At 71.2% G+C, this 26,830-nt stretch carries 24 protein-coding genes; 21 read left to right on the forward strand and 3 right to left on the reverse strand.

The genetic code is table 11. The annotated features are described in order from the left end of the window. Window positions 1–31: 31 nt before the first annotated feature. Together pknB and BIV01_RS02690 are read right to left on the reverse strand one after the other, a co-directional pair. The gene (gene pknB / locus BIV01_RS02685; protein ID WP_071294951.1) at window positions 32–2,056 is read right to left on the reverse strand and encodes a Stk1 family PASTA domain-containing Ser/Thr kinase; all 2,025 of its coding nucleotides are present in this window, start codon (window positions 2,054–2,056) and stop codon (window positions 32–34) included. A 136-nt stretch (window positions 2,057–2,192) separates the two neighbouring features. After that, window positions 2,193–3,425, reverse strand: coding sequence for a LysM peptidoglycan-binding domain-containing protein (locus tag BIV01_RS02690; protein ID WP_254790748.1), 1,233 nt, complete (start codon window positions 3,423–3,425; stop codon window positions 2,193–2,195). A gap of 163 nt (window positions 3,426–3,588) precedes the next feature. On the opposite strand from BIV01_RS02690, the gene BIV01_RS02695 reads away from it, so the two are divergent. Further along, window positions 3,589–3,954 carry an Rv2175c family DNA-binding protein gene (locus tag BIV01_RS02695; protein WP_071294950.1) on the forward strand — a complete coding sequence of 122 codons (366 nt, stop codon included), beginning with the start codon at window positions 3,589–3,591 and terminating at the stop codon, window positions 3,952–3,954. 72 nt (window positions 3,955–4,026) lie between these two features. Here BIV01_RS02695 and BIV01_RS02700 read toward each other — a convergent pair whose 3' ends face one another. Further along, a complete protein-coding gene (locus BIV01_RS02700) occupies window positions 4,027–5,145 on the reverse strand; it encodes a polyprenyl synthetase family protein (protein WP_071301864.1) in 1,119 nt (372 codons plus the stop codon). Window positions 5,146–5,228: 83 nt separating this feature from the next. Between BIV01_RS02700 and BIV01_RS02705 the strand changes: the two genes are divergently transcribed. The 20 genes from BIV01_RS02705 to BIV01_RS02800 all read left to right on the forward strand — a co-directional run bounded on the left by BIV01_RS02705 (window position 5,229) and on the right by BIV01_RS02800 (window position 26,554). Beyond that, the gene (locus BIV01_RS02705; RefSeq protein ID WP_071301865.1) at window positions 5,229–5,624 is read left to right on the forward strand and encodes a DUF3040 domain-containing protein; all 396 of its coding nucleotides are present in this window, start codon (window positions 5,229–5,231) and stop codon (window positions 5,622–5,624) included. Window positions 5,625–6,307: 683 nt separating this feature from the next. Further along, window positions 6,308–6,739: a division/cell wall cluster transcriptional repressor MraZ gene (mraZ, locus tag BIV01_RS02710; protein WP_022906684.1), complete on the forward strand. Its 432-nt coding sequence runs from the start codon at window positions 6,308–6,310 to the stop codon at window positions 6,737–6,739. 106 nt (window positions 6,740–6,845) lie between these two features. Continuing rightward, complete coding sequence (gene rsmH / locus BIV01_RS02715) at window positions 6,846–7,811, forward strand: 16S rRNA (cytosine(1402)-N(4))-methyltransferase RsmH (protein ID WP_175473627.1); 966 nt, start codon at window positions 6,846–6,848, stop codon at window positions 7,809–7,811. A 1-nt stretch (window position 7,812) separates the two neighbouring features. Then, window positions 7,813–8,466, forward strand: coding sequence for a hypothetical protein (locus tag BIV01_RS02720; RefSeq protein ID WP_071301866.1), 654 nt, complete (start codon window positions 7,813–7,815; stop codon window positions 8,464–8,466). A gap of 56 nt (window positions 8,467–8,522) precedes the next feature. Beyond that, on the forward strand, window positions 8,523–10,292 hold the full coding sequence (locus BIV01_RS02725) for a peptidoglycan D,D-transpeptidase FtsI family protein (protein ID WP_083413723.1): 1,770 nt from the start codon (window positions 8,523–8,525) through the stop codon (window positions 10,290–10,292). A 14-nt stretch (window positions 10,293–10,306) separates the two neighbouring features. Continuing rightward, a complete protein-coding gene (locus BIV01_RS02730) occupies window positions 10,307–11,944 on the forward strand; it encodes a Mur ligase family protein (RefSeq protein ID WP_071301970.1) in 1,638 nt (545 codons plus the stop codon). Beyond that, the gene (locus BIV01_RS02735) at window positions 11,941–13,446 is read left to right on the forward strand and encodes a UDP-N-acetylmuramoyl-tripeptide--D-alanyl-D-alanine ligase (protein ID WP_071301867.1); all 1,506 of its coding nucleotides are present in this window, start codon (window positions 11,941–11,943) and stop codon (window positions 13,444–13,446) included. The genes BIV01_RS02730 and BIV01_RS02735 overlap by 4 nt, the downstream gene beginning before the upstream one ends. Continuing rightward, complete coding sequence (gene mraY / locus BIV01_RS02740) at window positions 13,443–14,546, forward strand: phospho-N-acetylmuramoyl-pentapeptide-transferase (RefSeq protein WP_071294947.1); 1,104 nt, start codon at window positions 13,443–13,445, stop codon at window positions 14,544–14,546. Before BIV01_RS02735 ends, mraY begins: the two co-directional genes overlap by 4 nt. Window positions 14,547–14,550: 4 nt before the next feature. Further along, on the forward strand, window positions 14,551–16,077 hold the full coding sequence (gene murD / locus BIV01_RS02745; protein WP_083413724.1) for a UDP-N-acetylmuramoyl-L-alanine--D-glutamate ligase: 1,527 nt from the start codon (window positions 14,551–14,553) through the stop codon (window positions 16,075–16,077). Continuing rightward, on the forward strand, window positions 16,046–17,320 hold the full coding sequence (ftsW, locus tag BIV01_RS02750; protein ID WP_254791765.1) for a putative lipid II flippase FtsW: 1,275 nt from the start codon (window positions 16,046–16,048) through the stop codon (window positions 17,318–17,320). The genes murD and ftsW overlap by 32 nt, the downstream gene beginning before the upstream one ends. After that, a complete protein-coding gene (gene murG / locus BIV01_RS02755; RefSeq protein WP_071301870.1) occupies window positions 17,317–18,411 on the forward strand; it encodes an undecaprenyldiphospho-muramoylpentapeptide beta-N-acetylglucosaminyltransferase in 1,095 nt (364 codons plus the stop codon). Before ftsW ends, murG begins: the two co-directional genes overlap by 4 nt. Continuing rightward, window positions 18,408–19,829, forward strand: a complete 1,422-nt coding sequence (murC, locus tag BIV01_RS02760) for a UDP-N-acetylmuramate--L-alanine ligase (protein ID WP_071301871.1) — start codon at window positions 18,408–18,410, stop codon at window positions 19,827–19,829. The genes murG and murC overlap by 4 nt, the downstream gene beginning before the upstream one ends. After that, the gene (locus BIV01_RS18850) at window positions 19,826–21,073 is read left to right on the forward strand and encodes an FtsQ-type POTRA domain-containing protein (protein ID WP_083413725.1); all 1,248 of its coding nucleotides are present in this window, start codon (window positions 19,826–19,828) and stop codon (window positions 21,071–21,073) included. The genes murC and BIV01_RS18850 overlap by 4 nt, the downstream gene beginning before the upstream one ends. A gap of 150 nt (window positions 21,074–21,223) precedes the next feature. Continuing rightward, window positions 21,224–22,393 (forward strand): cell division protein FtsZ, encoded by a 1,170-nt coding sequence (ftsZ, locus tag BIV01_RS02770; RefSeq protein WP_070418655.1) that lies wholly within the window; start codon window positions 21,224–21,226, stop codon window positions 22,391–22,393. A 6-nt stretch (window positions 22,394–22,399) separates the two neighbouring features. Further along, window positions 22,400–23,122: a YggS family pyridoxal phosphate-dependent enzyme gene (locus BIV01_RS02775; RefSeq protein WP_083413726.1), complete on the forward strand. Its 723-nt coding sequence runs from the start codon at window positions 22,400–22,402 to the stop codon at window positions 23,120–23,122. A 44-nt stretch (window positions 23,123–23,166) separates the two neighbouring features. Next, complete coding sequence (locus BIV01_RS02780; RefSeq protein ID WP_070418656.1) at window positions 23,167–23,733, forward strand: cell division protein SepF; 567 nt, start codon at window positions 23,167–23,169, stop codon at window positions 23,731–23,733. Window positions 23,734–23,804: 71 nt separating this feature from the next. After that, window positions 23,805–24,107 carry a YggT family protein gene (locus BIV01_RS02785; protein WP_083295315.1) on the forward strand — a complete coding sequence of 101 codons (303 nt, stop codon included), beginning with the start codon at window positions 23,805–23,807 and terminating at the stop codon, window positions 24,105–24,107. 178 nt (window positions 24,108–24,285) lie between these two features. Continuing rightward, window positions 24,286–24,969, forward strand: coding sequence for a DivIVA domain-containing protein (locus tag BIV01_RS02790; RefSeq protein ID WP_070418658.1), 684 nt, complete (start codon window positions 24,286–24,288; stop codon window positions 24,967–24,969). A gap of 2 nt (window positions 24,970–24,971) precedes the next feature. Continuing rightward, the gene (gene lspA, locus BIV01_RS02795; protein ID WP_254789629.1) at window positions 24,972–25,634 is read left to right on the forward strand and encodes a signal peptidase II; all 663 of its coding nucleotides are present in this window, start codon (window positions 24,972–24,974) and stop codon (window positions 25,632–25,634) included. Further along, window positions 25,631–26,554 (forward strand): RluA family pseudouridine synthase, encoded by a 924-nt coding sequence (locus BIV01_RS02800; protein WP_070418659.1) that lies wholly within the window; start codon window positions 25,631–25,633, stop codon window positions 26,552–26,554. Before lspA ends, BIV01_RS02800 begins: the two co-directional genes overlap by 4 nt. Window positions 26,555–26,830: the final 276 nt, after the last annotated feature.

Raw genomic sequence — 26,830 nt, forward strand, 5'->3', positions numbered from 1 at the left:
CGGGGCCGAGACTCGCCGCCGCGCGGTGCGCCTACTGCTTGTAGGCGAGCGTGATCGTGTCGCCGCGGTGCACGGTCGTGCCCGCCGCCGGGTCCGTGGACTCGACGGGGAGCGAGGCCTTCCAGTCGTAGAAGCCGCACAGGATGTTCGTGCAGTCCGGCACCGAGACCTTGAGCCCGAGCGCGTCGAGCGTCGAGGTGGCGTCGTTGATCGTCTTCCCGTGCACGTCCGGCAGCGTGATGGGCGCCGGACCCTTGGACACGACGACGTCGATCGCGGAGCCCCGCACGACGGGATCGTCCTGGGCCTTCGCGGACATGATCTGCCCCTCGGGCACGTCGTCGCTGAACTGGCCGTCCTGCGAGCCGAGCGTGAGCCCCACCGTGTCGAGCGTCGCCGTGGCGTCGCTCACGGACTTGCCGACCACGTCCGGGACCGCGCCGAGGGAGACGGTGAGCGTCACCGGGCCGCGTTCGCCGTAGGTCTCGACCGTCGAGAGGTCGATCGTCTCGCCGTCGGTGCCGAGACCCGTCGCGGCGATGACGGTGTCCTTCGGGGCGTCGGCGGAGAACTGGTACTGGTCGTCCTGCAGCTGGAAGTCGTCATCGAGCGCCGCGGTGACGGTGGAGAGCGGCTGCCCGACGATGGCCGGCAGGGCGATCATCTTCGGCCCGTTCGACACGACGATCTGCACCGAGGTGCCCTTGCGGACCTCGCGCTCGGCGGCGGGCTTGGTCGTGGAGACCTGGCCCTTCGCGACGACGGCGTCGAAGCGGGTCGCGGTCGACGACGCCGTGTGGAGGCCCTGCGCCTCGAGGAGCTGTCGTGCCTGCGAGACGGACTTGCCCGTGACCTCGGGGATGCGGACGTTGCCCCACGGTCCGGGTCCGAGCGCCCAGCCGATCGAGCCGCCGATCGCCATGAGCACGAGGACGACGACGAGGATGATCCACCCGCGCTTGCGACGCTTGGTCGACTTGTCGGCGAGCCGCTGTCCGGCAGGGGAGAGGGCTCCTGGCTGCGACCCGGTCCGGCGGGGACCCGGAGCGTTCCGGCCACCGCGGCCGCCGGGCTGCTGGGCCGACGAACGCTGGGCCGGTTCGAGGATGGTGGTGGCGTCGCCCGAGTCCGCCGAGGTCGGCGTCGCGGACCCGGCGGGGATGATCGCGGTCGCGTTCTCGGGCCGCAGCACGGCGGTGCGGTACTGACCGGTGGCACGCTGCTGGTCGCCCGACATGTGGTCGAGCATCTCGCGGGCGTCGCGCGGCCGGTCGTCCGGGTTGCGGGCGGTGGACCAGGCGACGAGGTCGTCGAGCTCCGGCGGGACCCCGGCGACGGCGGCGCTCGGCGCGGGGACCGAGTCGTTGGCGTGCTGGTAGGCGATCTGCATCGGCTGCTCGCCCTTGTAGGGCTGCTCGCCGGTGAGCATCTCGTAGAGCATGATGCCGAGCGCGTAGATGTCGCTGCGGGAGTCGGCGGCACCGCGCGTGACGAGCTCGGGGGAGAGGTACGCGATCGTCCCGAGCAGGGCCGCCCCGGTCGCGGTGTTCGCCGTGGTCGCACGGGCGAGACCGAAGTCGCCGAGCTTGATGCGGCCGTCGTCGGCGAGCAGGACGTTCTCGGGCTTGAGGTCGCGGTGCACGATGCCGGCGCGGTGGGCCGAGGCGAGCCCGGCGAGGACGGCCCGGAGGATGTCGGTCGCCTGCTCGGGCGTCAGCGCGTGGTGTTCCTGCAGGAGGTCGCGGAGCGTGATGCCGGGGATGTACTCCATGACGATGTACGCCGTGTCGTCCTCGGCGCCCTGGTCGTACACGCCGACGAGGTTCGGGTGGGAGAGCCGGGCGGCCGACCGGGCCTCTTGGATGAAGCGCTCCCGGAAGGCCTGGTCGTCGGCCAGGTGGCCGTGCATGATCTTGATCGCGACGCGCCGCTCGAGCCGCACGTCGGTCGCCAGGTACACGGTCGCCATGCCCCCGCGCGCGATGCGGGAGCGTACGCGGTACCGGTGATCGATCATGCGACCGATCATCGGATCCGTGGCGGCGTTGGTGGTCATCGGCGGCATTCTACGAATCGGGACTGCACGGACCCGCACTGACGCTCCGGTCGTGACCGAATCTCGATCTTGCGGATGACTCGGTTCCGCCGAGCGGCCAGGCGTGCGAGCGCGCGCGACGGCCCGGCGGCCTGGCTCAGAGCGACGCCAGCAGTCTCTGCGCGGTCTTCTCCCACTGCGCGTACGCCTTCGGGTACGCCGACACCTGCACGGCCTGCGCCGCGGTCGTGACGTTCATCGACGACCACCCGGCGATGTCGAGCAGCCCGCGGGTGTGCCCGGGGTTGCCCGTGAAGAACCGCTTCGCCGCCGTCGCCGGGTCCTGCAGGGCCGCAGCGGACCCCCAGCCCTGGCTCGGACGCTGCTGGAACAGCCCGACCGAGTCGCGGTCCCCGTGGGAGAGGTTGCGCAGGCTCGACTCCTGCATCGCCGCGGCGAGGGCGATGACGATCCCGTGGTCGGACACCCCGAGGGACCGGCCGACGGCCACGATCGTCGCCGCGTTGCCCCGCTGCTCGGCGGAGAGCGACGGGCCCGACGACGGCAGGACGAGCGTCTTGCCGGCGTAGATCGTGCTCGTGTAGGTGAGGCCGTTCGCCGAGAGGAGCGCCGAGACCGTAACGCCGTGCGAGGCCGCGATCGAGGCGATGGTGTCACCCGTCCCGATCTTCACGCTGCCGGCCCGGGCCGGCGACGCACTGCCGGAGGTGGAGGCCGGAGCGGACGTGACCGCCGCCACCGGCGCTGCCGTCGCACCCGCGGTCGGCACCCGCAGCGTCTGCCCGGGGTAGATCACCGAGCGCTGGGAGAGCCTGTTCGCGCTGAGGAGCGCCGTGGTCGACACACCGACGCGCGAGGCGATGCCGGACACCGTGTCGCCCTGCTTGACGTGGTAGCTGCCCGTGGCCGAGGTCGTCGACGACGCCGTGCTGACCGCCGGCGTCGAGGAGAGGTGCAGCGTCTGCCCGGGGTGGATGATCGTGTTCCAGCCGAGGCCGTTGCGCACGAGGACCTCCTGCGCGGACAGGCCGTAGCGGGCGGCGATGCCCGACACGGTGTCGCCCTGGCGCACGGTGTAGTTCGTGGGCACAGCCGTGGTGGGCGCCTTCGTCGAGACGGCGGCGACCGTGGTCACGGTGGTCTGCGACGGACGGGCGACCGCGGTCTCGAAGACCGGTCGATCGGTCACCGTGCGGTCCTCGTCGACGTGCCGCTTGTTGCGGTTGTCGTCGTCGTGGCGCGGTTCGGCGTGGGCGACCGGGCCGGTGAGTCCGGCGGTCACCGCGATCGTCCCCGCGAGGACGATGGGCATGGTCGCGAACCGGGCGGATCGTGCGCGCCGGGCGTCTTCGTCTGCAGCGTTGTCCACGGTGTCTCCTGTTCGAGCGGTGAGCCGTTGCACGTGCGTGCGCACTCACAGGTGTTCCCACGCTGGCATGGCGTGATTCCCAAGTCAACCAGAGAGTCGGATGTTGCGTGTGTGACGAATGTGACGAACGAGTCGGTGTGGTGTCCCGTCGCACTCTGGCAACATGGGGCCTGTGAGTGCTGCACCCATCGACGACACGACCCTTTCCGAGCGATGGCTGACCGTCCCCGACCTGGTGGACCTGCTCGGGGTGAGCCCCGGACGCGTCCACCGGCTCTTCGAGCAGAAGACGCTGCTGGCCGCGCGCATCGACGGTGTCCTGCGTGTGCCGAGCGAGTTCCTCGACGACACCGAGCCCCTGCCGGAACTGCGCGGGACGCTCATCGTCCTGTCCGACAACGGCTTCACCGACGACGAGGCCGTCCGCTGGATGCTCTCCGTCGACGACGCGATGGGCACCTCGCCGATCGCCGCGCTGCGCGCCGGCCGCAAGGCCGAGGTGCGTCGCGTCGCCCAGTCGCTGCTCTAGCGGTTCCCACGTCGGGTCCAGGAGGCGCGGTGCCGGCCGGCACTGTGCCTCCTGGCATGCAGGTGGGGGCGTCTACGCGGAGCGGCGGCTGACCGTGTCGGCCAGCGCGACGAGCTGCTCGCGCGCCGACGGGGTCAGCGGTGCCGCCTCGATCGCTGCCTTCGCGCGCTGCACGTGCCGTTCGATCGACCGCTCGACGGCGGCGACCGCACCGGACTCGGTGAGCGTCGCGCGGAGCATCTGCACCTGGGCCTCGTCGAGGTCCGGGTCGCCCAGGAGCTCGTCGAGCAACTGCCGGGGGCCAGTCGGCAACGCCTTGCGGGCCGAGGCGATGAGGACGGTGCGCTTGCCCTCGCGCAGGTCGTCGCCGGCGGGCTTGCCGGTGACCTCGGGGTCGCCGAAGACGCCGAGCATGTCGTCGCGGAGCTGGTAGGCCACGCCGAGGGGGAGGCCGAACGCCCGGAGCCCCTCGAGCTGCGCGTCCGATGCCCCGGCCACGAGGGCACCGATCACGAGCGGGGCCTCGATCGAGTACTTCGCGGACTTGAAGACGATGACGCGCTGGGCACGGACGAGGTGCTCGTCCTCGTCGATGGTCGGCCAGGCGGTCTCCTCGTGCACGTCGAGGTACTGCCCCGCCGTGACGTCGAGGCGCATGGTGTGGAACTCCTGGCGGACGATGCGGCCCCGCGCGGGGTCGAGCAGGGCGAGCCCCTCGTCGAAGACCGAGTCGCTCAGGGAGAGCAGGAGGTCGCCGAGCAGCAGGGCCGAGTTCGTGCCGTAGAGCGCCCGGTCGCCGACCCAGCCCGACTCCTCGTGGAGGGACTCGAACCGGCGGTGCGCTGCCGGACGCCCGCGGCGGGTGTCCGAGCGGTCCATGATGTCGTCGTGGACGAGCGCCGCGGCGTGGAAGATCTCGAGCGCGGCCGCGACCGTGACGATCGCCTCGGCCGTGGTCTGCCGGGACCCCTCGCCGAGCGGGTCGAACGAGCCCGACCGCCCCGCGACGGACTGCCAGCCCCAGTAGCAGAACAGGGCCCGGAACCGCTTGCCCCCGGAGAGCAGATCCCGCGCGTACTGGTCGAACGGAGCCAGGTCCGGACTGATCGCAGCGAGCCGTTCACGTTGGTCGTCCAGCGCCCGATCGATCCGCGCCGACACGAGGTCCACTAATCGCGTACTCTCAGCCACACTCCCTACCCTAGTGGAGCGGTCGAGTCGTAGACTCGGTCCACCTCAACCACGCGTCGATCCCAGGAACAGAGGGAACAAAGATGCCACTCTCGGAGCAAGAGCAGCGCCTCCTCGAAGAGATGGAGCGCAGCCTCTACCAGAATGACTCCGACTTCCTCGCGCGTGTCACGCGTCGCCAGGGTCGTCCGACGTACACGTCGATCACGCTCGGGGTGCTCGGAGCACTCGCCGGCGTCGCCATCGTCATCATCGGGTTGGTCATGCGCCAGCCGCTCATCGGGATCCTCGGCTTCGTCGTGATGCTGGCCGGAGTCCTCTTCGCGCTGCGTCCCGGTATGCGAGCCCCCAAGGCGAAGGCGCCTCGGGCCGGCAAGCCGTCGACGGGCGGAGCCTCGCGGCCGAGTCAGGGCGGCGGCGGGTCCTTCATGGACCGGATGAACGACCGCTGGGACAAGCGGAACGACAACCAGGGCTAGCGGCCCTCCACACTCCTCCACGGGGTCGGTCCTTCGGGGCCGGCCCCGTTTCGTGCGTCCGTGGGTGGGTGGGGTGCGCCGGGTCGGCGGGCGCTGCGCCGACTGTGCGGAACACGCTGCGACCCGTTCGGCGACCGGGCGAAATCGGTCCCGCTCGAGCCCGCGCGGCGGCCGACTGTGCCCGCTCGGCGGGCCGCGCGCGGCGGGTCGCGACTCTTCGGGGGAGGCGGTGCGCGCCATCGGACGGGAGGCGCGGGTCGGCGCCGCACCGCGCCTCCCGTCTCGCAGGTGCCCCCTGAACGGGCGCAACACGCCGCCGGTCCGTCGCCGAGCGGGCGCGAAACGGCCCGCTCGGCGCCGCCGAGCAACCGATTCCGCCCGCTCGACGAGCGGCACGAGCGGCGCGGGCCGCGCGGGCCGCGCGAGCCGCCGCCGCGCCGCGGGAGCGCGCCCCGGAGCTGTGGAAGTCCTCCACTTCCCTCCACGCGCTCCACATCCCTCCACCAGGTCCTCGATCCCCGTGGATTCGGTCCTCTCCGCGCTCGAGCGCGCCGGAACTGAGCCTCCATCGACCCCAAAACAGGGCACGACGGCGATTTCGGGAATGATTTCCGCACCCTGGGGAGGGGAGTGGAGTAAAGTGGGGGACACAACGGTCCGGTGGAGCGGAGGGGAGGCCCGACGTGCTGCTCGGTACCCATGCCCCGAAGCTCGACGAGAAGGGTCGCGTGATCCTCCCCGCCAAGTTCCGGGACGAACTGTCCGGGGGCCTCGTGATGACCCGCGGGCAGGAGCGCTGCGTCGTCGTCTTCAGCGCGGACACGTTCGAGCAACTGCACGAGCGCATCCGCACCGCACCGATGACCTCGAAGCGCACCCGGGACTACATGCGCCTGTTCCTCTCCGGAGCGAGCGCGGAACAGCCCGACAAGCAGAACCGCGTCACCATCCCGCAGAACCTCCGCGAGTACGCGGGGCTCGAGCGGGACCTGACGGTCATCGGCTCCGGTGACCGTGCCGAGATCTGGTCGACCCCCGCGTGGGAGGCCTACTACGCAGAAGTCGAAGAGGGCTTCGCCGACAACGACGAGGAGGTGATCCCGGGGATCTTCTGATCCGTGGATCGGGACTCCCAGCCGTGCATCCCTGACACCCCTTCCCCGGTGTCAGGTCGCATGGATGGGGATCCGGACCCGCGGCCCGGAGGACGAGGGGCTGCACATGGCCGAGAACGAGACGGGCGCACAGCGCTTCCCCCACACCCCGGTGATGCTCGAGCGCATCGTCGACCTCTTCACGCCCACCCTCGAGGGGCCGGGCAAGGTCGTGGTCGACGCGACGCTCGGCATGGGCGGCCACTCCGAGGGGCTGCTCGAGCGCTTCCCGGAGCTGACGCTCATCGGCCTCGACCGCGACACCGACGCGCTCGGCATCGCGGGGGAGCGGCTCGCCCGCTTCGGTGACCGCGTCCGCCTGGTGCACACGGTCTACGACGGCATCGTCGACGCGATCGAGGGCGAGGGCTTCGACGAGGTCGACGGCGTCCTGTTCGACCTCGGCGTCAGCTCCCTGCAGCTCGACCGGGCCGAGCGCGGCTTCGCGTACAGCCAGGACGCGCCGCTCGACATGCGGATGGACCGGACCGAGGGGCAGACCGCCGCCGACGTCCTCGCCACCTACGACGAGGGCGAGCTGCGCCGGATCTTCCAGCGCTACGGCGAGGAGAAGCTCGCCGGACGCTACGCCCGGGCGATCGTCGAGCGACGGGCGACCGCCCCGTTCGAGATGTCCGGCGACCTCGTGCAGGTCCTGCACGACGCGACCCCGGTGGCCATCCAGCGCCAGGGCCACCCCGCGAAGCGCGTGTTCCAGGCGCTGCGCATCGAGGTGAACGCCGAACTGAGCGTGCTCGAACGGGCGATCCCGGCAGCGCTCGACGCGATCGCGGTCGGTGGCCGGATCGTCGTCGAGTCGTACCAGTCGCTCGAGGACCGCATCGTCAAGCGGGCGCTGACCGCACGGACGAAGTCGAGCGCACCCGCTGGCCTGCCGGTCGAACTGCCCGAGCACCGGCCGACGTACGAACTGGTCGTCAAGGGCGCCGAGCTGGCCGACGAAGCCGAACGCGCCGCCAACCCACGAGCAACCCCCGTGCGCCTGCGCGCGGCCGAGCGGATCCGGAAGTGACATGAGCACGAACCTCGCACTCGTCGACCCCGCCGTCGTCCCGTCCCGCGCCCCGCGTCCGACGCGGCAGAACCGGCCGGAGCTCGTCGAGGTCACCCCGACGAAGGCCCAGCGCCGTGCCCGCCCGCGCATCGCGTACGCCGTGGTGGCGGTGGCTGCCCTCGGCATCCTGCTCCTCGCGCAGCTCGGCATCAGCATGGTGCTCAGCCAGGGCGCGTACACCCTGAACTCCCTCAGCGCGGAGCAGACGAACCTCTCCCGCACGCAGCAGTCGCTGTCCGAGGAGCTACGGATCCTCGACTCGCCGCAGAACCTGGCCCGCAACGCGCAGGCACTCGGCATGATCGCGAACTCGACGCCGGTGTACCTCGACCCGAAGACCGGCCGCGTGTACGGCACGCCGACCCCGGCGGTCGCGGACCAGGCCACGGCGGCGACCTCGAACCAGGTCCCGAACTCGCTGCTGGACGAGGTGCCGCTCGCCGCGAAGCAGGGCGACACCTCCACCAGCAAGGAGACCGGGCCCACGGCGGGCAGCGACGCCGCCGCGGCGGACGCTGGGAAGACCGCAGGCGCCAGCGCGTCGGCCGGGGCTTCCTCGACGGCCGACGTAGAGTCCGACCCGAACCAGCTCCAGGCCCCGTCCACCCGGTGACCTGCGGGCCGGGGGCCTGCCGCACGACCGCTCCACCCCGGGAAGGACCGCACCGCGTGACGAAGACGATCCGCAGCCGACGACTCCGCTACAGCGTCGTGATGATCGCCGTGATCGCCCTCGTGGCGGTCTTCGTGATCCGCCTCGTCGACATCCAGGTGGTCCAGGCCGCCGCGCTCAACGAGCTGTCGAAGGAGAAGCGGAGCATCCCCGTCACGATCTACGGCACCCGCGGGTCGATCGTGGACCGCAACGGGACCGAGCTCGCCGACAGCGTCACCCGGTACAACATCACGACCGCGCCACGCCTGGTCAAGAAGTTCGAGGGCAAGCTCGGCGGCACCCGGGTGAAGGACGTCTCGGTCGACCAGGCACTGACGGCACTGGCGAAGGCGTCGGGCGGTGACGTCGCAACCATGCAGAAGAACATCGCGGCCAACCCGCGGTCCGACTTCGCCTACCTGGTCAAGGGCCTCGACGTGAAGCACTACGAGGCGGTGACCGCGCTCGACATCCCCTGGATCTACAAGGAGCAGCAGGCGTCACGGGTGTACCCGACGGGTGCGACGGCCGGCAACATCACCGGCTTCATGGGCACCGACGGCGCCCAGGCCGGCCTCGAGTACGCCTACGACAAGTGCCTGGCCGGGTCGAACGGCTCCGAGACGTACGAGCGCGGGTCCGACGGTGTCCAGCTCCCGGGCAGCACCGTGACCACGAAGGAAGCCAAGGACGGCGGGACCGTCGAGACCACGATCGACGGCGACCTGCAGTACATGGCCGAGCAGACGATCGCGTCCGCCGCGAAGTCCCTGCAGGCCGAGTCGGCGACGGCGACCGTCACGAGCGTGAAGACCGGCGAACTCCTGGCCGTCGCGGACTACCCGACGGTCGACCCGAACAACGTCGACGGCACGACCGACAAGGGCGCGTTCGGCTCCCGGGCCCTCACGGCCACGTACGAGCCCGGGTCAACGATCAAGGCCGCCATCGCCGCCGCCCTCATCGACCAGGGCAAGTCGAGTCCGACCGACCAGGCCGTCGTGCCGTACACGCGCTCGTTCCCGTGGGGCGGGTCGATCCACGACTCCGAGTTCCACGACACCGAGAACCTCACGCTCACGGGCATCCTGCAGAACTCCTCGAACGTCGGGATCACCGAGCTCGGCGAGCGACTGACCGCCCAGCAGCGGTACGACTACATGCAGAAGTTCGGCCTGTTCGAGCCGGAGTCGGCGATCGACTACCCGGGCCAGCCGTCGATGGACTACGGCACGAGTCCGAACTGGGACCAGCAGACGAACATCAACTCGATGTTCGGCCAGGGCATCTCGACGACCGCGATCCAGGTCGCGAGCATCTTCCAGACCCTGGCGAACGACGGTGTCCGGATCCCGCTGCACCTCGTCAAGGGCTGCGAGACCGCCGACGGCAAGACGATCGACGCGCCCGACGTGCAGCCGACGCGCGTCGTGTCCGCGAACGCCGCAACGCAGGTCACGGACATGCTGCAGAGCGTGGTCACCGGCGGCACCCTCGTGGGGATGAAGCCGATCTCCGGCTACAACATCGCCGCGAAGACCGGTACCGCCGAGGTCGCCGAGGGGTCGAAGGGCTACGGCGGCCAGCGCATCACCTCGGTGGCCGGAATGGCACCCGCCGAGGACCCCCAGTATGTTGTCACGGTGACGTTCACGAAGCCGCAGGCCAACAAGTGGTCCAGCGGAGCGGCTCCGGCGTTCCGAACTCTCATGTCCCAGGTGCTCGAGAAGTACCGAGTAGCCCCCTCCACGACGCCGGCGAAGACCTACCCGACCACGTGGTGAGGAAGAAGGAGCACTTGTCCGCACGGATCCCCCCGGTCCTCCGACCCGAACACCCGACCCCGAGGGCCGTGGCCGAACTCGCGAACGCGTTCGGTCTGCGAGTCGTCGGCTCGGTCGACGCCGTCGAGACGACCGGCGTCACCCTGAGCGCCGCCGAGGTGCAGCCGGGTGACCTCTTCGTCGGCGTGCACGGTGCGAACCGGCACGGCGCGGAGTTCTCCGCCGAGGCCGCCGAGCGCGGCGCGGTCGCGGTGCTGACCGACGACGCCGGCGTGGAGCACGCCCAGGCGGCCGGTCTGCCGGTGCTCGTCGTCGACGACCCCCGTGCGGCCCTCGGCGACGTGTCGGCGTGGGTGTACCGCACCCACCCGGACGAGGCCACCGACCTGCCGCAGCTGTTCGCCGTCACCGGCACGAACGGCAAGACGAGCACGTCCTACATCCTCGAGGGGATCCTCAAGCAGCTCGGCCTCGTCACGGGCCTCAGCTCCACCGCCGAGCGGCACATCGGCACGCTCAGTGTCACGAGCCGCCTCACCACGCCCGAGGCGAGCGAGATGCACGCCCTGCTCGCCCGGATGCGCGAGAGCGAGGTCCGCGCGGTCGCCGTCGAGGTGAGCGCGCAGGCCCTCAGCCGCCACCGCGTCGACGGCATCGTCTTCGACGTCGCGGCGTTCACGAACCTGTCGCACGACCACCTCGACGACTACGCCGACATGGAGGAGTACTACCAGGCGAAGCTCCCGCTGTTCCAGCCCGAACACGCCCGTCGCGGTGTCGTCTCGCTGGACACGGACTGGGGCCACCGCGTGGTGCAGGACTCCCGGATCCCGGTCACGACCATCACGGTCCACCCCGACGTCGAGGCCGAGTGGCACGTCGACATCGTCGAGGCGCACGCCGCCTACACCGAGTTCCGCCTGACCGGTCCCGAGGGCCGTGCGCTCACCACCCGTGTGCCCCTGATCGGCTGGCACATGGCCGCGAACGCCGCGCTCGCGATCGTGATGCTGGTCGAGGGCGGGTTCGAGCTCGGTGCCATCGCGCACGCGCTCGAGACGAACCACCGCCGTTACCCGGACGAGGACGAGCGCGAGCAGCGCGGCGAGCGGACGAGCGCCATCGAGTGCTACCTGCCCGGCCGGACCGAGCGCGTCTCGGGCGACCGCGGCCCGAGCGTCTACGTCGACTTCGGCCACAGCGCCGACGCCTTCGAGAACACCCTCGCGGCCGTCCGGCAGTTCACCCCCGGCAAGGTCCTCATGCTCTTCGGCGCCGACGGCGACCGCGACAAGACCAAGCGCGGCGACATGGCCCGCGTGGCGGCTGCGGGGAGCGACATCCTCGTCGTCACCGACCACCACCCGCGCTTCGAGGACGCCGCGTCGATCCGGAAGACCCTCGTCGACGCCGCGCGCGAGGCGTTCCCCGAGCACGAGCTCCACGAGGTCAGCCCGCCCGAGGCCGCGATCCGCACCGCGGTGGGCCTCGTCGGCGAGGGGGACTCGATCCTCTGGGCCGGCCCCGGCCACCAGGACTACCGCGACATCCAGGGCGTCCGCACGCCGTACTCGGCACGCGACGAAGCCCGCCAGGCCCTCCGCGAGGCCGGCTGGGAGCCGAACTCCGGCCCCACCGAGGAACTCCGATGATCGCCATGACCCTCGCCGAGATCGCGACAGCGGTCGACGGCGAGCTGATCCCGGGTGCCCAGGCGACCGACGTCGCCGACCAGGGCGACCTGGTCGTCGACGGCACCGTCGAGACCGACTCCCGCCTCGTGACGCCGGGCAGCGTGTTCTTCGCGCTCCCGGGCGAGGTCACCGACGGGAGACGCTTCGTCCCCGCGGCGACCGAGGCCGGCGCCGCGCTCGTCATCACGCCCGAGCGCGTCGAGACCGCGGCACCGCAGATCGTCGTGGCGGACGGCTACGACGCCCTCGCCGCGCTCGCGCACGAGGTCGTCACGCGCGTCCGGATGGCGACCGCCGACCGCGTCGACGCCGACGGACGCCCGGCGCCGCTCAAGGTCGTCGGGATCACTGGCTCGAACGGCAAGACGAGCACGAAGAACATGCTCCGCACGATCCTCGAGCAGCACGGCGAGACCGTCGCGCCGCAGGGGTCGTTCAACAACCACGTCGGTGCGCCGATCTCGATGCTCCGCATCACCGAGGACACCCGGTACCTGGTCGTCGAGATGGGCGCGAGCGGCATCGGCCACATCGCCAAGCTCGTCGCGATCGCCGAGCCGGACGTCGGCGTCGTCCTCAAGGTCGGCCTTGCGCACGCCGGCGAGTTCGGCGGGATCGAGGCGACCCAGCGCGCCAAGTCCGAGATGGTCACCGACCTGCCCGGGAGCGCGACCGCGCTCCTCAACGTCGACGACGACCGTGTCGCGTCGATGCGTGACCTGACGGCCGCCCACGTCGTCGGCTTCGGCACGTCCGACGACGCCGACTACCGCATCACCGGCATCGAGACGGACCGCAACGGCACCCGTTTCACGCTCACCGCGCCTCCCGTCCGCCAGGAAGGCGACCCGTCTGCGGACGGACGGCCAGGAGGCACGGATCACGTCGACGTGCAGCTCGCGATCCTGGGTGAGCACCACGCCATGAACGCGTCCGCCGCGCTCACGGTCGCCCACCTGTGGGGCGTCCCGCTCGCCGCCGGCGCCGCCGCGCTCGCGTCGATGACGCGCGCCGAGCGCTGGCGCATGGAGCTCCTCCCCGGCGGCCCCGACGGCGTCACCGTGATCAACGACGCCTACAACGCGTCGCCCGACTCGACCGCAGCGGCGCTGCGGACCCTGGCGCAGATCGTGCGCCCGGGGGAGCGGACCGTCGCCGTGCTCGGCGAGATGGCCGAGCTCGGCGAGTTCTCGACGGAGGAGCACGACCGCATCGGTCGGCTCGTCGTCCGTCTCGGCATCGGACAGCTCGTGGTCGTCGGCCGCGGCGCGATGCCCATCCACCAGGCCGCCACCCTCGAGGGATCGTGGGACGGCGAGTCCGTGTTCATCGAGGACGTCGACGACGCCGTCCACTCACTGCAGGACATGCTCCGCCCCGGCGACGTCGTCCTCGTCAAGTCCTCGAAGTCCGCCGAACTGCGATTCCTCGGCGACCGCCTCGGAGGTGTCACCGAATGATCGCCCTCCTGATCGCCGGCGCAGTGTCGCTGGTGTTCACACTGCTGCTCACGCCGCTGTTCATCAAGCTGTTCCACCGCCTCGGCTGGGGACAGTTCATCCGCGACGACGGCCCGCAGTCGCACCACACGAAGCGCGGCACGGCGACGATGGGCGGCATCGTCCTCATCATCGGCGCGGTGCTCGGCTACTTCGTCGGACACCTGGTCGGCCGTGACTCGGTCACGCTGTCCGGCCTGCTCGTCCTGTTCCTCATGGTCGGCCTCGGGTTCGTCGGGTTCATCGACGACTTCCTCAAGGTCCGTCGTCAGCGCAGTCTCGGGCTCGGCGGCTGGGCGAAGGTCCTCGGGCAGGTCATCGTCGGCGTCATCTTCGCGACCGTGGCGCTCGTCGTCCCGTCCGGCAACGGCAAGCCGCCGGCGTCGACGATGGTGTCGGCCATCCGGGACATCCCGTGGCTCGACTTCATGGCGCTCGGCACCGTGATCGGCACCGTGCTGTTCCTGGCGTGGATCGTCCTGCTGACGGTCTCGACGTCGAACGGCGTGAACGTGGCGGACGGGCTGGACGGTCTCGCGACCGGCTCGAGCATCCTGGCCATCGGCTCGTACGTGATCATCGGCTTCTGGCAGTCGAACCAGATCTGCGGCGGTGCCCGGCTCGACGCGAGCACCGAGCACGCCTGCTACACCGTGACCAACCCGCTGGACCTCGCGGTGGTGGCTGCGGCGGTCTGCGGTGGCCTGATCGGCTTCCTCTGGTACAACACGTCGCCGGCGCAGATCTTCCTCGGCGACACCGGTTCGCTCGGGCTCGGCGGCGCGCTGGCCGGCCTCGCGATCCTCAGCCGCACGGAGCTCCTGCTCATCCTCATCGGTGGCCTGTTCTTCATCGTCACCGGTTCGGTCATCCTGCAGCGGGCGTACTTCAAGATCACCCACGGCAAGCGCATCTTCCGGATGAGTCCGCTGCACCACCACTTCGAGTTGAAGGGGTGGGCCGAGGTGACCGTCGTCGTCCGGTTCTGGATCATCGCGGGACTCTGCGTCGCCGCGGGTGTCGGACTCTTCTACCTCGAATGGATCGCACGAGTTGGTTGACGCGGTGTCCTCGTCCCGCCTGGAGTCCCTGGACAGCTGGTACGCCGAGGGGTGGAAGGGGCTGAACGTCGCCGTGCTCGGCCTCGGCGCCACCGGGTTCTCGGTCGCCGACACCCTCGTCGAGCTCGGCAGCGCGGTGACGGTCTACTCGACCGACGCCCCGTCGGACAGCGTGGAGCTGCTCGACGTGATCGGTGCGCAGTTCGTGCAGGTGCCCCTCGACTCGGTGCCCGCCGCCCTCGAGACCCAGGCGCCGGACGTCGTCGTCGTGTCGCCGGGCCTGCCGCCGCACAACGCGACCGTGCAGTGGGCCGTGGCGAACAGCGTCGTGTGGGGTGACATCGAGCTCGCCTGGCGTGTCCGTGACAAGGTCGTGCGCGGCCCCATCGCTGCGCCCTGGGTGACCATCACGGGTACGAACGGCAAGACCACCACGACGCAGCTCGCGACCGCGATGTTCGAGGCCGGCGGGCTCCGCGCGGTGGCGTGCGGCAACATCGGCGTGCCCGTCCTCGACGTCGTGCGCGACCCGGACGGCTACGACGTGCTCGTCGTCGAACTCTCCAGCCACCAGCTGCACTACATGCCGACGACCGGCGACGGTGCCGTGGTGCCCCTCGCCAGCGCCTGCCTGAACATCGCGGACGACCACCTCGAGTGGCACGGCTCTGCCGAGGCCTACCGGGCCGCGAAGGCCAAGGTCTACGAGCGCACGGTCCTCGCCTGCGTGTACAACACCGCGGACGACGTCACCCGGCACATGGTCGAGGACGCCGACGTCGTCGAGGGGTGCCGTGCCGTGGGCTTCGGCCCGGGGATCCCCGCGCCCGGCGACGTCGGGGTGGTCGAGGACGTCCTCTGCGACCGGGCCTTCACCGACGACCGACGGAACAGCGCGCTCGAGCTCGCGACCGTCGCCGACCTCGAGGCCGCCGGGCTCGCCAGCCCGCACATGACGATGAACGTCCTCGCCGCGGCCGCGCTCGCCCGCGCGGCCTCCGTGCAGCCGAGCGCGATCCGCACCGCCGTGCAGGGCTTCCGCGCCGACCACCACCGCACCGAGCTGGTGGCCTCCGCCGAGGGCGTCACCTGGGTGGACGACTCCAAGGCGACGAACCCGCACGCGGCCACGGCGTCGCTCGCAGCGTTCGACAAGGTGGTGTGGATCGTCGGTGGCCTGTTCAAGGGCGTCGACATCGACGGACTCGTCGAGCGCTTCGGGCCGGACGTCCGCGGCGTCGTCGTGATCGGGACCGATCGCGGCCCTGTACTCGAGGCATTCGCGCGACACGCGCCCGGGGTGCCGGTGCTGCAGGTCGAGGCAGCGGACACTGATCAGGTCATGCCCGAGGCGGTCCGGCATGCCGCATCGGTCGCGAGGCCGGGCGACACGGTCCTCCTCGCCCCGGCTGCGGCGTCGTTCGACCAGTTCGGCTCCTACGCGGACCGGGGGCGTCGATTCGCGGCGGCGGTCCACGAGCACCTGGGAGGAAATGCCGATGGCGACGACGGATCTCCCGAGCGGCCGTAGCGGCGGATCGGCCCCCGGCCGACCGCACGCACCCGCACGCCGTCACAACGGGGCGGTCGTCGCCGTCAAGAACGTCTTCGTCGCCGAGTCGAGCACCTTCTACACGATCCTCGGCGTCACGCTCTTCCTCGTCGTCTTCGGCGTGGTCATGGTGCTGTCCTCGTCGAGCGTGGAGCAGTACGCCGCGACGCACGACTTCTTCGGCGCGGCCTCCCGCCAGGGCCTGTACGCCGTGCTCGGCGTGCCCCTCATGCTCATCGCCTCCCGCCTGCCCGCGCGGTTCTGGCGGAAGTGGGCGATGTGGATCGTCGGCGTCGGCCTCGTCGTGCAGGCGCTCGTCGTCCTGACTCCGCTCGGCTACTCGATCCAGGGCAACCGGAACTGGATCCGCCTCGGCTCGTTCACCGCGCAGCCGTCCGAGATCCTCAAGCTCGCGCTCGTGCTGGGCATCGGCGCGATCATGTACGTCAAGCGGGAGAAGCTCGACGACTGGAAAGAGGTCTTCATCCCGATCGGCATCGCGTCGCTCGGGTCGATCGGCCTCATCCTCGTCGGCGGCGACCAGGGCACCGCGATGATCATGCTCATCCTGGTGTTCGGCGCGCTCTACGTCGGCGGCGCCCGGGCGAAGCACCTGCTCGTCGGGGTGCTCGGCCTCGCCGTGCTGCTGCCGTTCGTCACGATGGCGTCGAGTTCCCGGTCGCACCGCATCAGCGCCTGGCTCTCCGGCTGCACCGACACGAGCCAGTACCAGGACCTCTGCTGGCAGCCGACCCACGGCATGTGGGCGCTGGCCTCCGGCGGCGTCTTCGGGGTGGGCCTCGGCAACTCGAAGGCGAAGTGGTCGTGGCTCCCCGAAGCCGACAACGACTACATCTTCGCGATCATCGGCGAGGAGCTCGGGCTCGTCGGCGCCGTCGTCGTGCTCGCCCTGTTCGTGGTCCTGGCGGTCGGCATGATCAAGATCATCCGGCAGTCGAACGACCCCTTCGTGAAGACCGTCACCGGTGGCGTGCTCGCGTGGATCATCGGCCAGGCGCTCGTCAACATCGCCGTGGTCCTCGGCCTCCTGCCGGTCCTCGGCGTGCCCCTCCCACTCATCTCGGCCGGTGGCTCCGCGCTGATCATGACCCTCGTCGCCATCGGCGTCGTCCTGTCCTTCGCGCGCGACCTCCCGGGCAAGAGCGACCTCCCGGGCAGGACCAGCGTCGGCCGCACCACCACGAACGGAACCCTCCGGTGAACACGTACCTCTTCGCGGGCGGCGGCACCGCCGGCCACGTCAACCCGCTGCTCGCGGTCGCCGACCGGCTGACCGAGCGCGAGCCCGACGCCGAGGTCCTCGTCCTCGGCACCGCAGAGGGCCTCGAGTCCCGGCTCGTCCCGATGCGCGGCTACGAGCTGCTGACGATCCCGCGCCTGCCGTTCCCGCGCAAGCCGAACGCCGCCGCCCTCCGCTTCCCCGGCGGGTTCCTGGGCGCCGTCCGTCGGGTCGAGCAGATCATCCGCGACCGCGAGGTCGACGTCGTCCTCGGCGTCGGGGGCTACGCGGCCGCACCGGCGTACATCGCCGCCCGCCGCACCGGCACCCCGATCGTCGTGCACGAGCAGAACGCCAAGCCCGGCCTGGCGAACCGCCTGGCAGCGTTCCTCACCGACCACGTGGGCGTGACCTTCTCGAACACCCGTCTCCGCCACGGCCGGGTCGTCGGCATGCCGCTCCGGCGCGAGATCGAGTCGCTCGACCGTCGTGCGAGCCGCGCAGAGGGCCTCGCCGAGTTCGGCCTCGATCCCGCCCGACCGGTCCTGCTCGTCACGGGCGGCTCCTCCGGCGCGCGGAGCATCAACCGCACCGTCAACCGGAGCGCCGCGACGATCGTCGGTGCCGGCTGGCAGGTCCTGCACGTCGTCGGCGGGAAGTCCGACATCGGCCCGAGCGACCTCGACGGCTACCACGTGTTGCCCTACTGCGACCGGATGGACCTGGCGTACGCCGCGAGCGACTTCGTGGTCTCGCGCGCCGGCGCCGGCATGGTCTGCGAGCTGACCGCCGTCGGGCTGCCGAGCGTCCTCGTGCCGTACCCTGTCGGCAACGGCGAGCAGCGGCACAACGCGAAGGACGTCGTCGACGCCGGGGGAGCGGTCCTCGTGGCCGACGCGGAATTCGACGAGGACTGGGTGACGTTCCAGCTGCTGAACACCCTGCAGGACCGGGCCCGCATCGCCGACATGACCGTCCGTGCCGGCAGCGTCGGACACCGCGACGGCGCCGACCGCATGACGGACCTCGTCCTCGACGCCGCGAAGCGCGACAGCACCACGGAGGAACGATGACCATCAAGCCGGACCTGACGCAGCCGATCCCCGATGACCTCGGCACGGTCCACTTCGTCGGCATCGGCGGCTCCGGCATGAGCGGCATCGCCCGGCTCTTCCTCGCCGCCGGCCACCGCGTGACCGGCAGCGACTCCCGCGAGACCGCCACCACGGGCACCATGCGTGACCTCGGTGCCGAGGTGTACATCGGCCACGACGCCGCGAACGTCGGCGACGCGGACACCATCGTCGTCACGAGCGCGCTCTGGCCGGACAACCCGGAACTCCTCGAGGCGCAGCGCCGCGGTCTGCCGGTCCTGCACCGGTCGCAGGCCCTCGCCGCCCTCATCGCCGAGCACCGCCTCGTCGCGGTCGCCGGCGCGCACGGCAAGACCACCTCGACCGGCATGATCGTCACCGCGCTCGTCGAGCTCGGGCTGGACCCGAGCTTCGTGAACGGTGGGGTCATCCAGTCCCTCGGCACGAGCTCGGCGCCCGGCTCGAGCGACCTGTTCGTCGTCGAGGCCGACGAGTCCGACGGATCGTTCCTGCTCTACGACGTCGCGGTCGCCCTCATCACGAACGTCGACGCCGACCACCTCGACCACTACGGCAGCGAGGAGGCCTTCACCGAGGCCTTCGTCGAGTTCGCCGCGAAGGCGAGCGAGCGCGTCGTGATCTCGAGCGACGACGCCGGCGCGAAGGCGGTCACGGCCGGGATCCGCGCCCGCGAGGACGCGCCCGAGATCGTCACCTTCGGCGAGGCCGTCGACGCCGAGGTCCGGATCGAGGGGATCACCGAGTCCGCCGGGGTCGAGGTCGACTTCCGCGCCGCGGGCGAGGCGCACCACCTGACGCTCCGGGTCCCGGGCCGCCACAACGCGATCAACGCCGTCGGCGCCTTCGCCGTCCTGACCGGACTCGGCGTCGCCGCCGCGGACGCGATCCGTGGCATCGAGACCTTCGGCGGGACCCAGCGACGCTTCGAGCTGCACGGCGTCGAGCGCGGCGTCTCGGTCTACGACGACTACGCGCACCACCCGACCGAGGTGGCGGCGGCGCTCAAGGCCGCACGGAACGTCGTGGGCGACGGCCGGATCATCGCGATCCACCAGCCGCACCTGTACTCGCGGACGCGCCTGATGGCCGGTGACTTCGCCAAGGTCTACGAGGAGCTCGCCGACCACACCGTCGTCCTCGACGTCTACGGCGCCCGCGAGGACCCGGAGCCCGGCGTGACGGGCGCCCTCGTGCAGGAGCGCTTCGCCGACCAGTCCCGCGTCGAGTTCCTGCCCGACTGGGACGAGGCCTCGGCGCGCGCGGCCGCGGTCGCGCGCGACGGCGACATCATCATGACCCTGAGCTGCGGCGACGTGTACCGCATCATCCCGCAGGTGCTCAGCGCCCTCCACGACGACGGGGCGCTGTCCCGGTGAAGCGTCCAGAGGGGTTCGACGAGCGGCCGGCCCGTCCGGACGCACCTGCCGACGGCGCGGGCGCGCCCCGGCAGCGTCGTGCCCCGCTGATCCCGCGACGTCCGTCCCGCGAGCCCGAGCCGGTGGTCCAGGAGGCGCGGCTCGAGCCCGCCACCGAGGAACCGGTCGTCGAGACGGCCGACCCCACCGCCGCCGACACGTCGAACGGGTCGGCTCGCGACCGCGCCGGTGCCCTCGCCGGCGCCGCCGGCCGCCGCCTCGGCGCAGGGCTGTCGTCCGTCGCCGGCCGACTGCGCGAGTACACGCCCGACGAGGACCACCACGACCCCGAGGCCGAGCGGATCGCCCGGGAACGGCAGGAGACCGAGCGCCGCGACGCCGAGCGGCTCGCCCACCTCACCGACCTGCACGGCCCGGGCGAGGACGGCCACGAGCGCCCGATCGGCGCCGGCGTCCGCGCTGCCGAGACCGCGCGGGAGGCCCGGGTGGCCAAGCGCCGTCGTCGCCTCCTCGAGCGCGCCGAGGTCCGCCGCTTCACCCGACGCAGCCGGCACCGCCGCGCCGCCTGGATCACCGCCGCGAGCATCGTCCTCGTGTTCGGGATCTCGATCCTCGTCGCGGTGTTCTCGCCGTTGATGGCGCTCCAGACCATCGAGGTCAAGGGGACGAACCGCGTCGACGAGACCCAGCTCCGCCAGGCGCTCTCCGACCAGATCGGCACCCCGCTCGCCCGGCTCGACTTCGACGCCATCAAGAAGGACATCGCCGGCTTCCCGCTCATCGAGAGCTACGTGACGGAGGAGGCCCCGCCGCACACCCTCGTGGTCACCGTGACCGAGCGCACCCCGGTCGTCGCGGTGCGGTCGGGGAAGTCCTTCGACCTGGTCGACCCGGCCGGCATCGTCGTGCAGTCGTCGCCGAAGCAGCCCGCGAACATGCCCGTCGCCGACATCGGCAACGCGAAGCTCGGCTCGTCGGAGTTCCGCACGATGACCGAGGTCGTGCTCGCGCTCCCGTCGACCGTCCGTCAGCAGGTGACGAGCGTGAAGGGCTCGACCGCCGACGACGTCACGCTCACCCTCAAGGACGGCTCGAGCGTCGTCTGGGGGAACCCGGAGCAGTCGGACGCGAAGGCGGCCCTGCTCGCGGCCCTCGTGAAGGACCACGCGGCGCGGAACCCCGGCGTCGTCGTCGAGTACGACGTCAGCGCTCCGGACAACGGCATCATCCGCGCGAAGAAGTAGCGGAAGTCGACGCGGAATCGCGCGACACGCGGCGTGGCGGGGCGACAGTGCCCGGAGCGCACCCGTAGCGTCGAAGCCAGCACCACATCTACCAGCAATGCCCCTGAACTTCAAGTAGAGGTTGAGGGTTCGACCGGAGGCCTGACTGACGTGACCACGAACCACAACTACCTCGCCGTCATCAAGGTCGTCGGCGTCGGCGGCGGCGGCGTGAACGCCGTCAACCGGATGATCGAGCTCGGCCTCCGCGGGGTGGAGTTCATCGCGATCAACACCGACGCGCAGGCGCTGCTCCTGAGCGACGCCGACGTCAAGCTCGACGTGGGCCGCGAGATCACCCGCGGCCTCGGCGCAGGAGCAGACCCCGAGGTCGGCCGTCGTGCCGCCGAGGACCACGCCGAGGAGATCGAAGAGGCCCTCGCCGGTGCCGACATGGTCTTCGTCACCGCCGGTGAAGGTGGTGGGACCGGCACGGGTGGTGCGCCCGTGGTCGCCCGCATCGCGAAGTCGATCGGCGCGCTCACCATCGGCGTCGTCACGAAGCCGTTCAGCTTCGAGGGCAAGCGTCGTCAGTCGCAGGCCGAGAACGGTGTCGCCGGCCTCAAGGACGAGGTCGACACGCTCATCGTCGTGCCGAACGACCGCCTGCTCGAGATCAGCGACCGCGGCATCTCGATGGTCGAGGCGTTCGCCACGGCCGACCAGGTGCTCCTCGCCGGCGTCCAGGGCATCACCGACCTCATCACCACGCCCGGCCTGATCAACCTCGACTTCGCCGACGTGAAGTCCGTCATGCAGGGTGCCGGTTCGGCGCTCATGGGCATCGGTTCCTCGCGCGGTGCCGACCGGGCGATCAAGGCCGCCGAATTGGCCGTCGCGAGCCCGCTGCTCGAGGCCTCGATCGACGGTGCGCACGGCGTGCTGCTCTCGATCCAGGGTGGCTCGAACCTCGGCATCTTCGAGATCAACGACGCTGCCCGTCTCGTACAGGAGGCCGTGCACCCCGAGGCGAACATCATCTTCGGTGCCGTCATCGACGACACGCTCGGCGACGAGGTCCGCGTGACCGTCATCGCCGCGGGCTTCGACGGCGGCGAGCCCACTTCGCAGCAGAAGGAGCGCCGCTCCAGCTGGGTCGACCCCGAGGCCGGCGCGACCGTGCCCGTGGCGTCCGCCGGTGCGACCGGCGCGATCGAGGACTCGTCCTCGTCCGCCCCGTCGTGGGCGTCGCAGGAGCACGAGGCGCCCGCGCAGCGTGCCGCCGACCCGGCGTTCGACGACGATGACGACGAGCTCGACGTCCCCGACTTCCTGAAGTAACGAGCGTTGTCCGACGACCCGCGCCTCCCGTCCCCGTCAGCAGACGACGGACTGGAGGCGCGTCTCGCGTCCGTCAGGAGCGGCATCTCCGACGCGGCGCGCGCCGCAGAGCGCTCGGCCGACGAGCTCACGCTCGTCGTCGTCACGAAGTTCCACCCGGCGTCGCTCGTCCGCGACCTCGCCGCGCTCGGCGTCACCGACGTGGGGGAGAACCGGCACCAGGAGGCGCAGGCGAAGGCCGCCGAGCTCGCCGACCTCCCGCTGACCTGGCACTTCGTCGGACAGCTGCAGTCGAAGAAGGCCCGGCAGGTCCGGCGGTACGCGCACGTCGTGCAGTCGCTCGACCGCGAGTCCGTGGTGGACGCGTTCGCGCCGACCGAGGCCGAACCCGAGCCGCCGGTGATCGACGGGTTCGTGCAGGTCAACCTGACCGACGACCCGGACCGAGGTGGCGTCCGACCCGACGCCGTCGAGGCCATGGTGTCGCGCGTGCTCGCCACGGGCACGATCCGGCTCCGTGGGGTGATGGCCGTCGCACCGCTCGACGAGGAGCCGCGCGCGGCCTTCGCCCGGCTCCGTGGGGTCTCCGAGCGCGTGGTGTCCCTCGCCCCCGCCGCGACGGACATCTCGGCCGGGATGAGCGGTGACTACGCCGACGCCGTGCTCGAGGGCGCGACACACCTGCGGATCGGGACCGCAATCACGGGAAATCGGCCGGTCGCGCCCTAGCCTCGTTGCAAGGGCATCCACGAGCACCGACCTCCGGAGGAACCATGGCCAACCCGCTGAAGAAGACGATGGTCTACCTGGGCCTCGCCGACGAGGAACTCGAGTACGAGGACGAGCAGCCGCAGCAGCAGCCCGCGCGGCAGCAGTCCGCTCCGGCCCCTGCCCCCGCGCCCGCTCCGGTCGCCGACGAGACCCCCGCGCCCGCCGCGGCACCGGTGGCGCCCGTCGCCGCCGAGCCCAAGGCGCACACCCACCAGCGCGGCGCCCAGGTCACCCCGCTCCGCCGCTCGCACACGTCCGCACAGAAGGCAGCACCGGTCCAGGAAATGAACGAGATCCTCACCGTCCACCCCCGCGAGTACAAGGACGCCCAGTCCATCGCCGAGAGCTTCCGCGACGGCATCCCCGTCATCATCAACCTCTCGCAGATGACCGAGGCCGACGCCCGCCGCATGATCGACTTCGCCTCCGGGCTGTCGCTCGGCCTCTACGGCAAGATCGAGCGCGTCACCAACAAGGTGTTCCTGCTGTCGCCGGCGCACGTCGCGGTGAGCGGTGAGGCGCCTGAGGTAGAGTCCGACATCGAGGCGTCCTTCTTCGCCCAGTCCTGAGTCCCTCAGGCCCACCCGCCCCGTGCGGCTCGTCGCATGACGGTCCGCACCCGAGCTGAGCGAGCCCCATCGTGACCGCGATCCTCACGATCCTGTACTACCTCCTCCTGCTGTACATCCTCGTGCTGTGGGGGCGGTTCGTCCTCGACATCGTCCAGCAGTTCAACCGGTCCTGGCGGCCGCGCGGAGCACTCCTCGTCGTCGCCGACGTGGTGTACACCGTGACGGACCCGCCGATCCGGGCGGTCCGCCGGGTCCTCCCGCCGATGCGCATGGGGCCCGTGGCGCTCGACTTCGGCTGGACGATCGTGCTCCTCCTGGCGATCATCATCCGGTTCGTGATCGCCCTGCTCATCCCCGTGTTCGCCAACTAAGAGGACACGACACGCGCCACGCCCAGTGCGTGGTCACGGTTCACGGCCACCATCGGTGTACGGTGGTCGGGATCCGATGCTCGCCCCGGCGTGGCATCCGCACCGTTCGGCGCGACTGGTAGATTCGGTCGCACCGAGACGGTTCCACACGTTCAGCAGTTCTATTGAGGTGACGGCAATGGCTTTGACGCCGGAAGACGTAGTCAACAAGCGGTTCCAGCCGACGAAGTTCCGCGAGGGCTACGACCAGGACGAGGTCGACGACTTCCTCGACGAGGTCGTCGTCGAGCTCCGTCGCCTGACGGCCGAGAACGACGAGCTCCGCCAGCGCCTGCAGACGGCCGAGTCCGCGCCGAAGCCGGCCGAGGCCGAGCAGTCCGCTCCGACCCCCGAGCCCGAGCCGGAGCCCGCCCCCGTGGCAGCCGCGCCGGAGCCCGCTCCGGTCGCCGCCGCCGCGCCGGCCACCACGGTCCCGGCCGACGAGGACACCGAGGGCACCACGAACCTCCTGACGCTCGCACGTCGTCTCCACGAGGAGCACGTCCGCGAAGGCGTCGAGAAGCGCGACGCGCTCATCGCCGAGGGCACCGCGCAGGCCGCCCGCCTCGTCTCCGAGGCCGAGGCCAAGCAGCGCCAGATCATCGCCGACACCGAGAACACGAACCGTCAGCGTGTCGCGGTGCTCGAGCAGGAGCAGCGCCAGCTCGAGGGCAAGATCGACGAGCTCCGCACGTTCGAGCGTGACTACCGTGCACAGCTCAAGAGCTACATCCAGGGTCAGCTCAACGAGCTGGACGGTTCGGGCACCGAGCAGTCCGGGCTCACCCCGGCGCCGGCATCGGCGCAGGGCTTCGGCAACTGACGTTGTCGCGACCAGCATCACGAGCGAAGGTCAGTGTCCGCGCGATCGCGGCACTGGCCTTCGCCGCTGTCGTCGTGGTGGCGCTCGACCAGGGCGTGAAGGCGCTCGTCGTCGCCAACCTGCCGTACGGCACCGTCGTCCCGGTCCTCGGGAACGCCCTGCAGCTGCTCTACGTCCGGAACCCCGGTGCCGCGTTCTCGTTCGCGGTGAACATGACGTGGGTGTTCTCGATCGTCTCGACCGCCGTCGTGGTCGCGATCATCGTGTTCGCCCGGCGGATCCGCTCGATGTGGTGGGCGCTCGTGCTCGGCATGCTCCTCGGCGGGGCGCTCGGCAACCTGCTCGACCGGCTCTTCCGTGAGCCCGGCTTCGGTCGCGGCCACGTGGTGGACTTCATCTCGACCCCGTGGATGATGCCCGCGATCTACAACATCGCCGACTCGTTCATCTGCATCAGCATGGTGGTCTTCGTCCTGCTGGTGATCCTCGGGGTGAACCTCGACGGCACTCGCGCGCTCTCCGCGAAGCAGCAGCGCGCGGTGGATGCGGCCCGCGCGCAGTCGGACGCCTCCGAGGCGGACGAGCACCGCGCCTCCCGGCCCCTGGTCGAGGACCCGCGCGCACCGCGTGACGGGCGGGACACCCTCGGGCACGACGCGACGTGACCGAGAGCCGTTCCCTGCCGGTGCCGGACGGGCTCGCCGGTGAGCGTGTCGACGCCGCCATCGCGAAGCTCCTCGGGTTCAGCCGTTCCTTCGCTGCCGAGGTCGTCTCGGCCGGCGGCGTGACCGTCGACGGGGTGACCGTGGACAAGTCCGACCGGTTGCACGCCGACTCCTGGCTGCAGGTCGAGTGGACGCCGAAGGAAGCCCCCCGGATCATCCCGGTCGAGGTCCCCGGCATGACGGTCGTGCACGACGACGACGACATCGTCGTGGTGGACAAGCCGATCGGCGTCGCCGCACACCCCTCGCCCGGCTGGGACGGCCCCACGGTCCCCGGTGGCCTCGCCGCCGCCGGCTTCACGATCGCGACCTCCGGCGCCGCCGAACGCGCGGGCATCGTGCACCGACTCGACGTCGGCACCTCGGGGTTGATGGTCGTGGCGAAGACCGAGCTCGCGTACACGCACCTCAAGCGCGCGTTCAAGGAGCGCACGGTCGAGAAGGTCTACCACGCGCTCGCGCAGGGGCACCCGGACCCGACCTCCGGCACGATCGACGCGCCCATCGGCCGGCACCCCTCGAGCGACTGGAAGTTCGCGGTCACGGCCGACGGCAAGCCGAGCGTGACGCACTACGAGACCCTCGAGGCGTTCCGCTCCGCGACCCTGCTCGAGGTGCACCTCGAGACCGGTCGGACGCACCAGATCCGGGTGCACATGGCGGCGACCCGGCACCCGCTCGTGGGCGACACGATGTACGGGGCCGACCCGGTGCTCGCCGAGGAGCTCGGGCTCACGCGGCAGTGGCTCGACGCCGTCCGGCTCGGGTTCGAGCACCCGCGCACGGGGTCGTGGGTGTCGTACTCGGCGGAGTACCCCGACGACCTGCAGCGGGCGCTGGACCGCATCCGCGCCGCGTAGGGCGCGCGCCTGGCGCGGGCCTGGCGGGCGCGCGCCTGGCCCGCGAGCGGGCACGTTCCGTCCCGCTCGGCGCGCCCAGGCGGCCGGTCCCGCCCGCTCGGCGCCGCGCGCGCGGCGTGTCCCGCCAGCTCGCGCCGTGCGCGGCCGGCCGAGGTCGCACGAAGTGCCGCTGTCGGCGCCGCGGAGCGGCACTTCGTGCGCTCTCGACGGCACGCGCGCGGCGTGTTGCGCGCCCTCGGCGCCGCGACCCCCTGCCGGACGGGAGGCGCGGGTCGG

This window comes from Curtobacterium sp. MCBA15_013, from assembly GCF_001865095.1.
Classification (GTDB): Bacteria; Actinomycetota; Actinomycetes; order Actinomycetales; family Microbacteriaceae; genus Curtobacterium.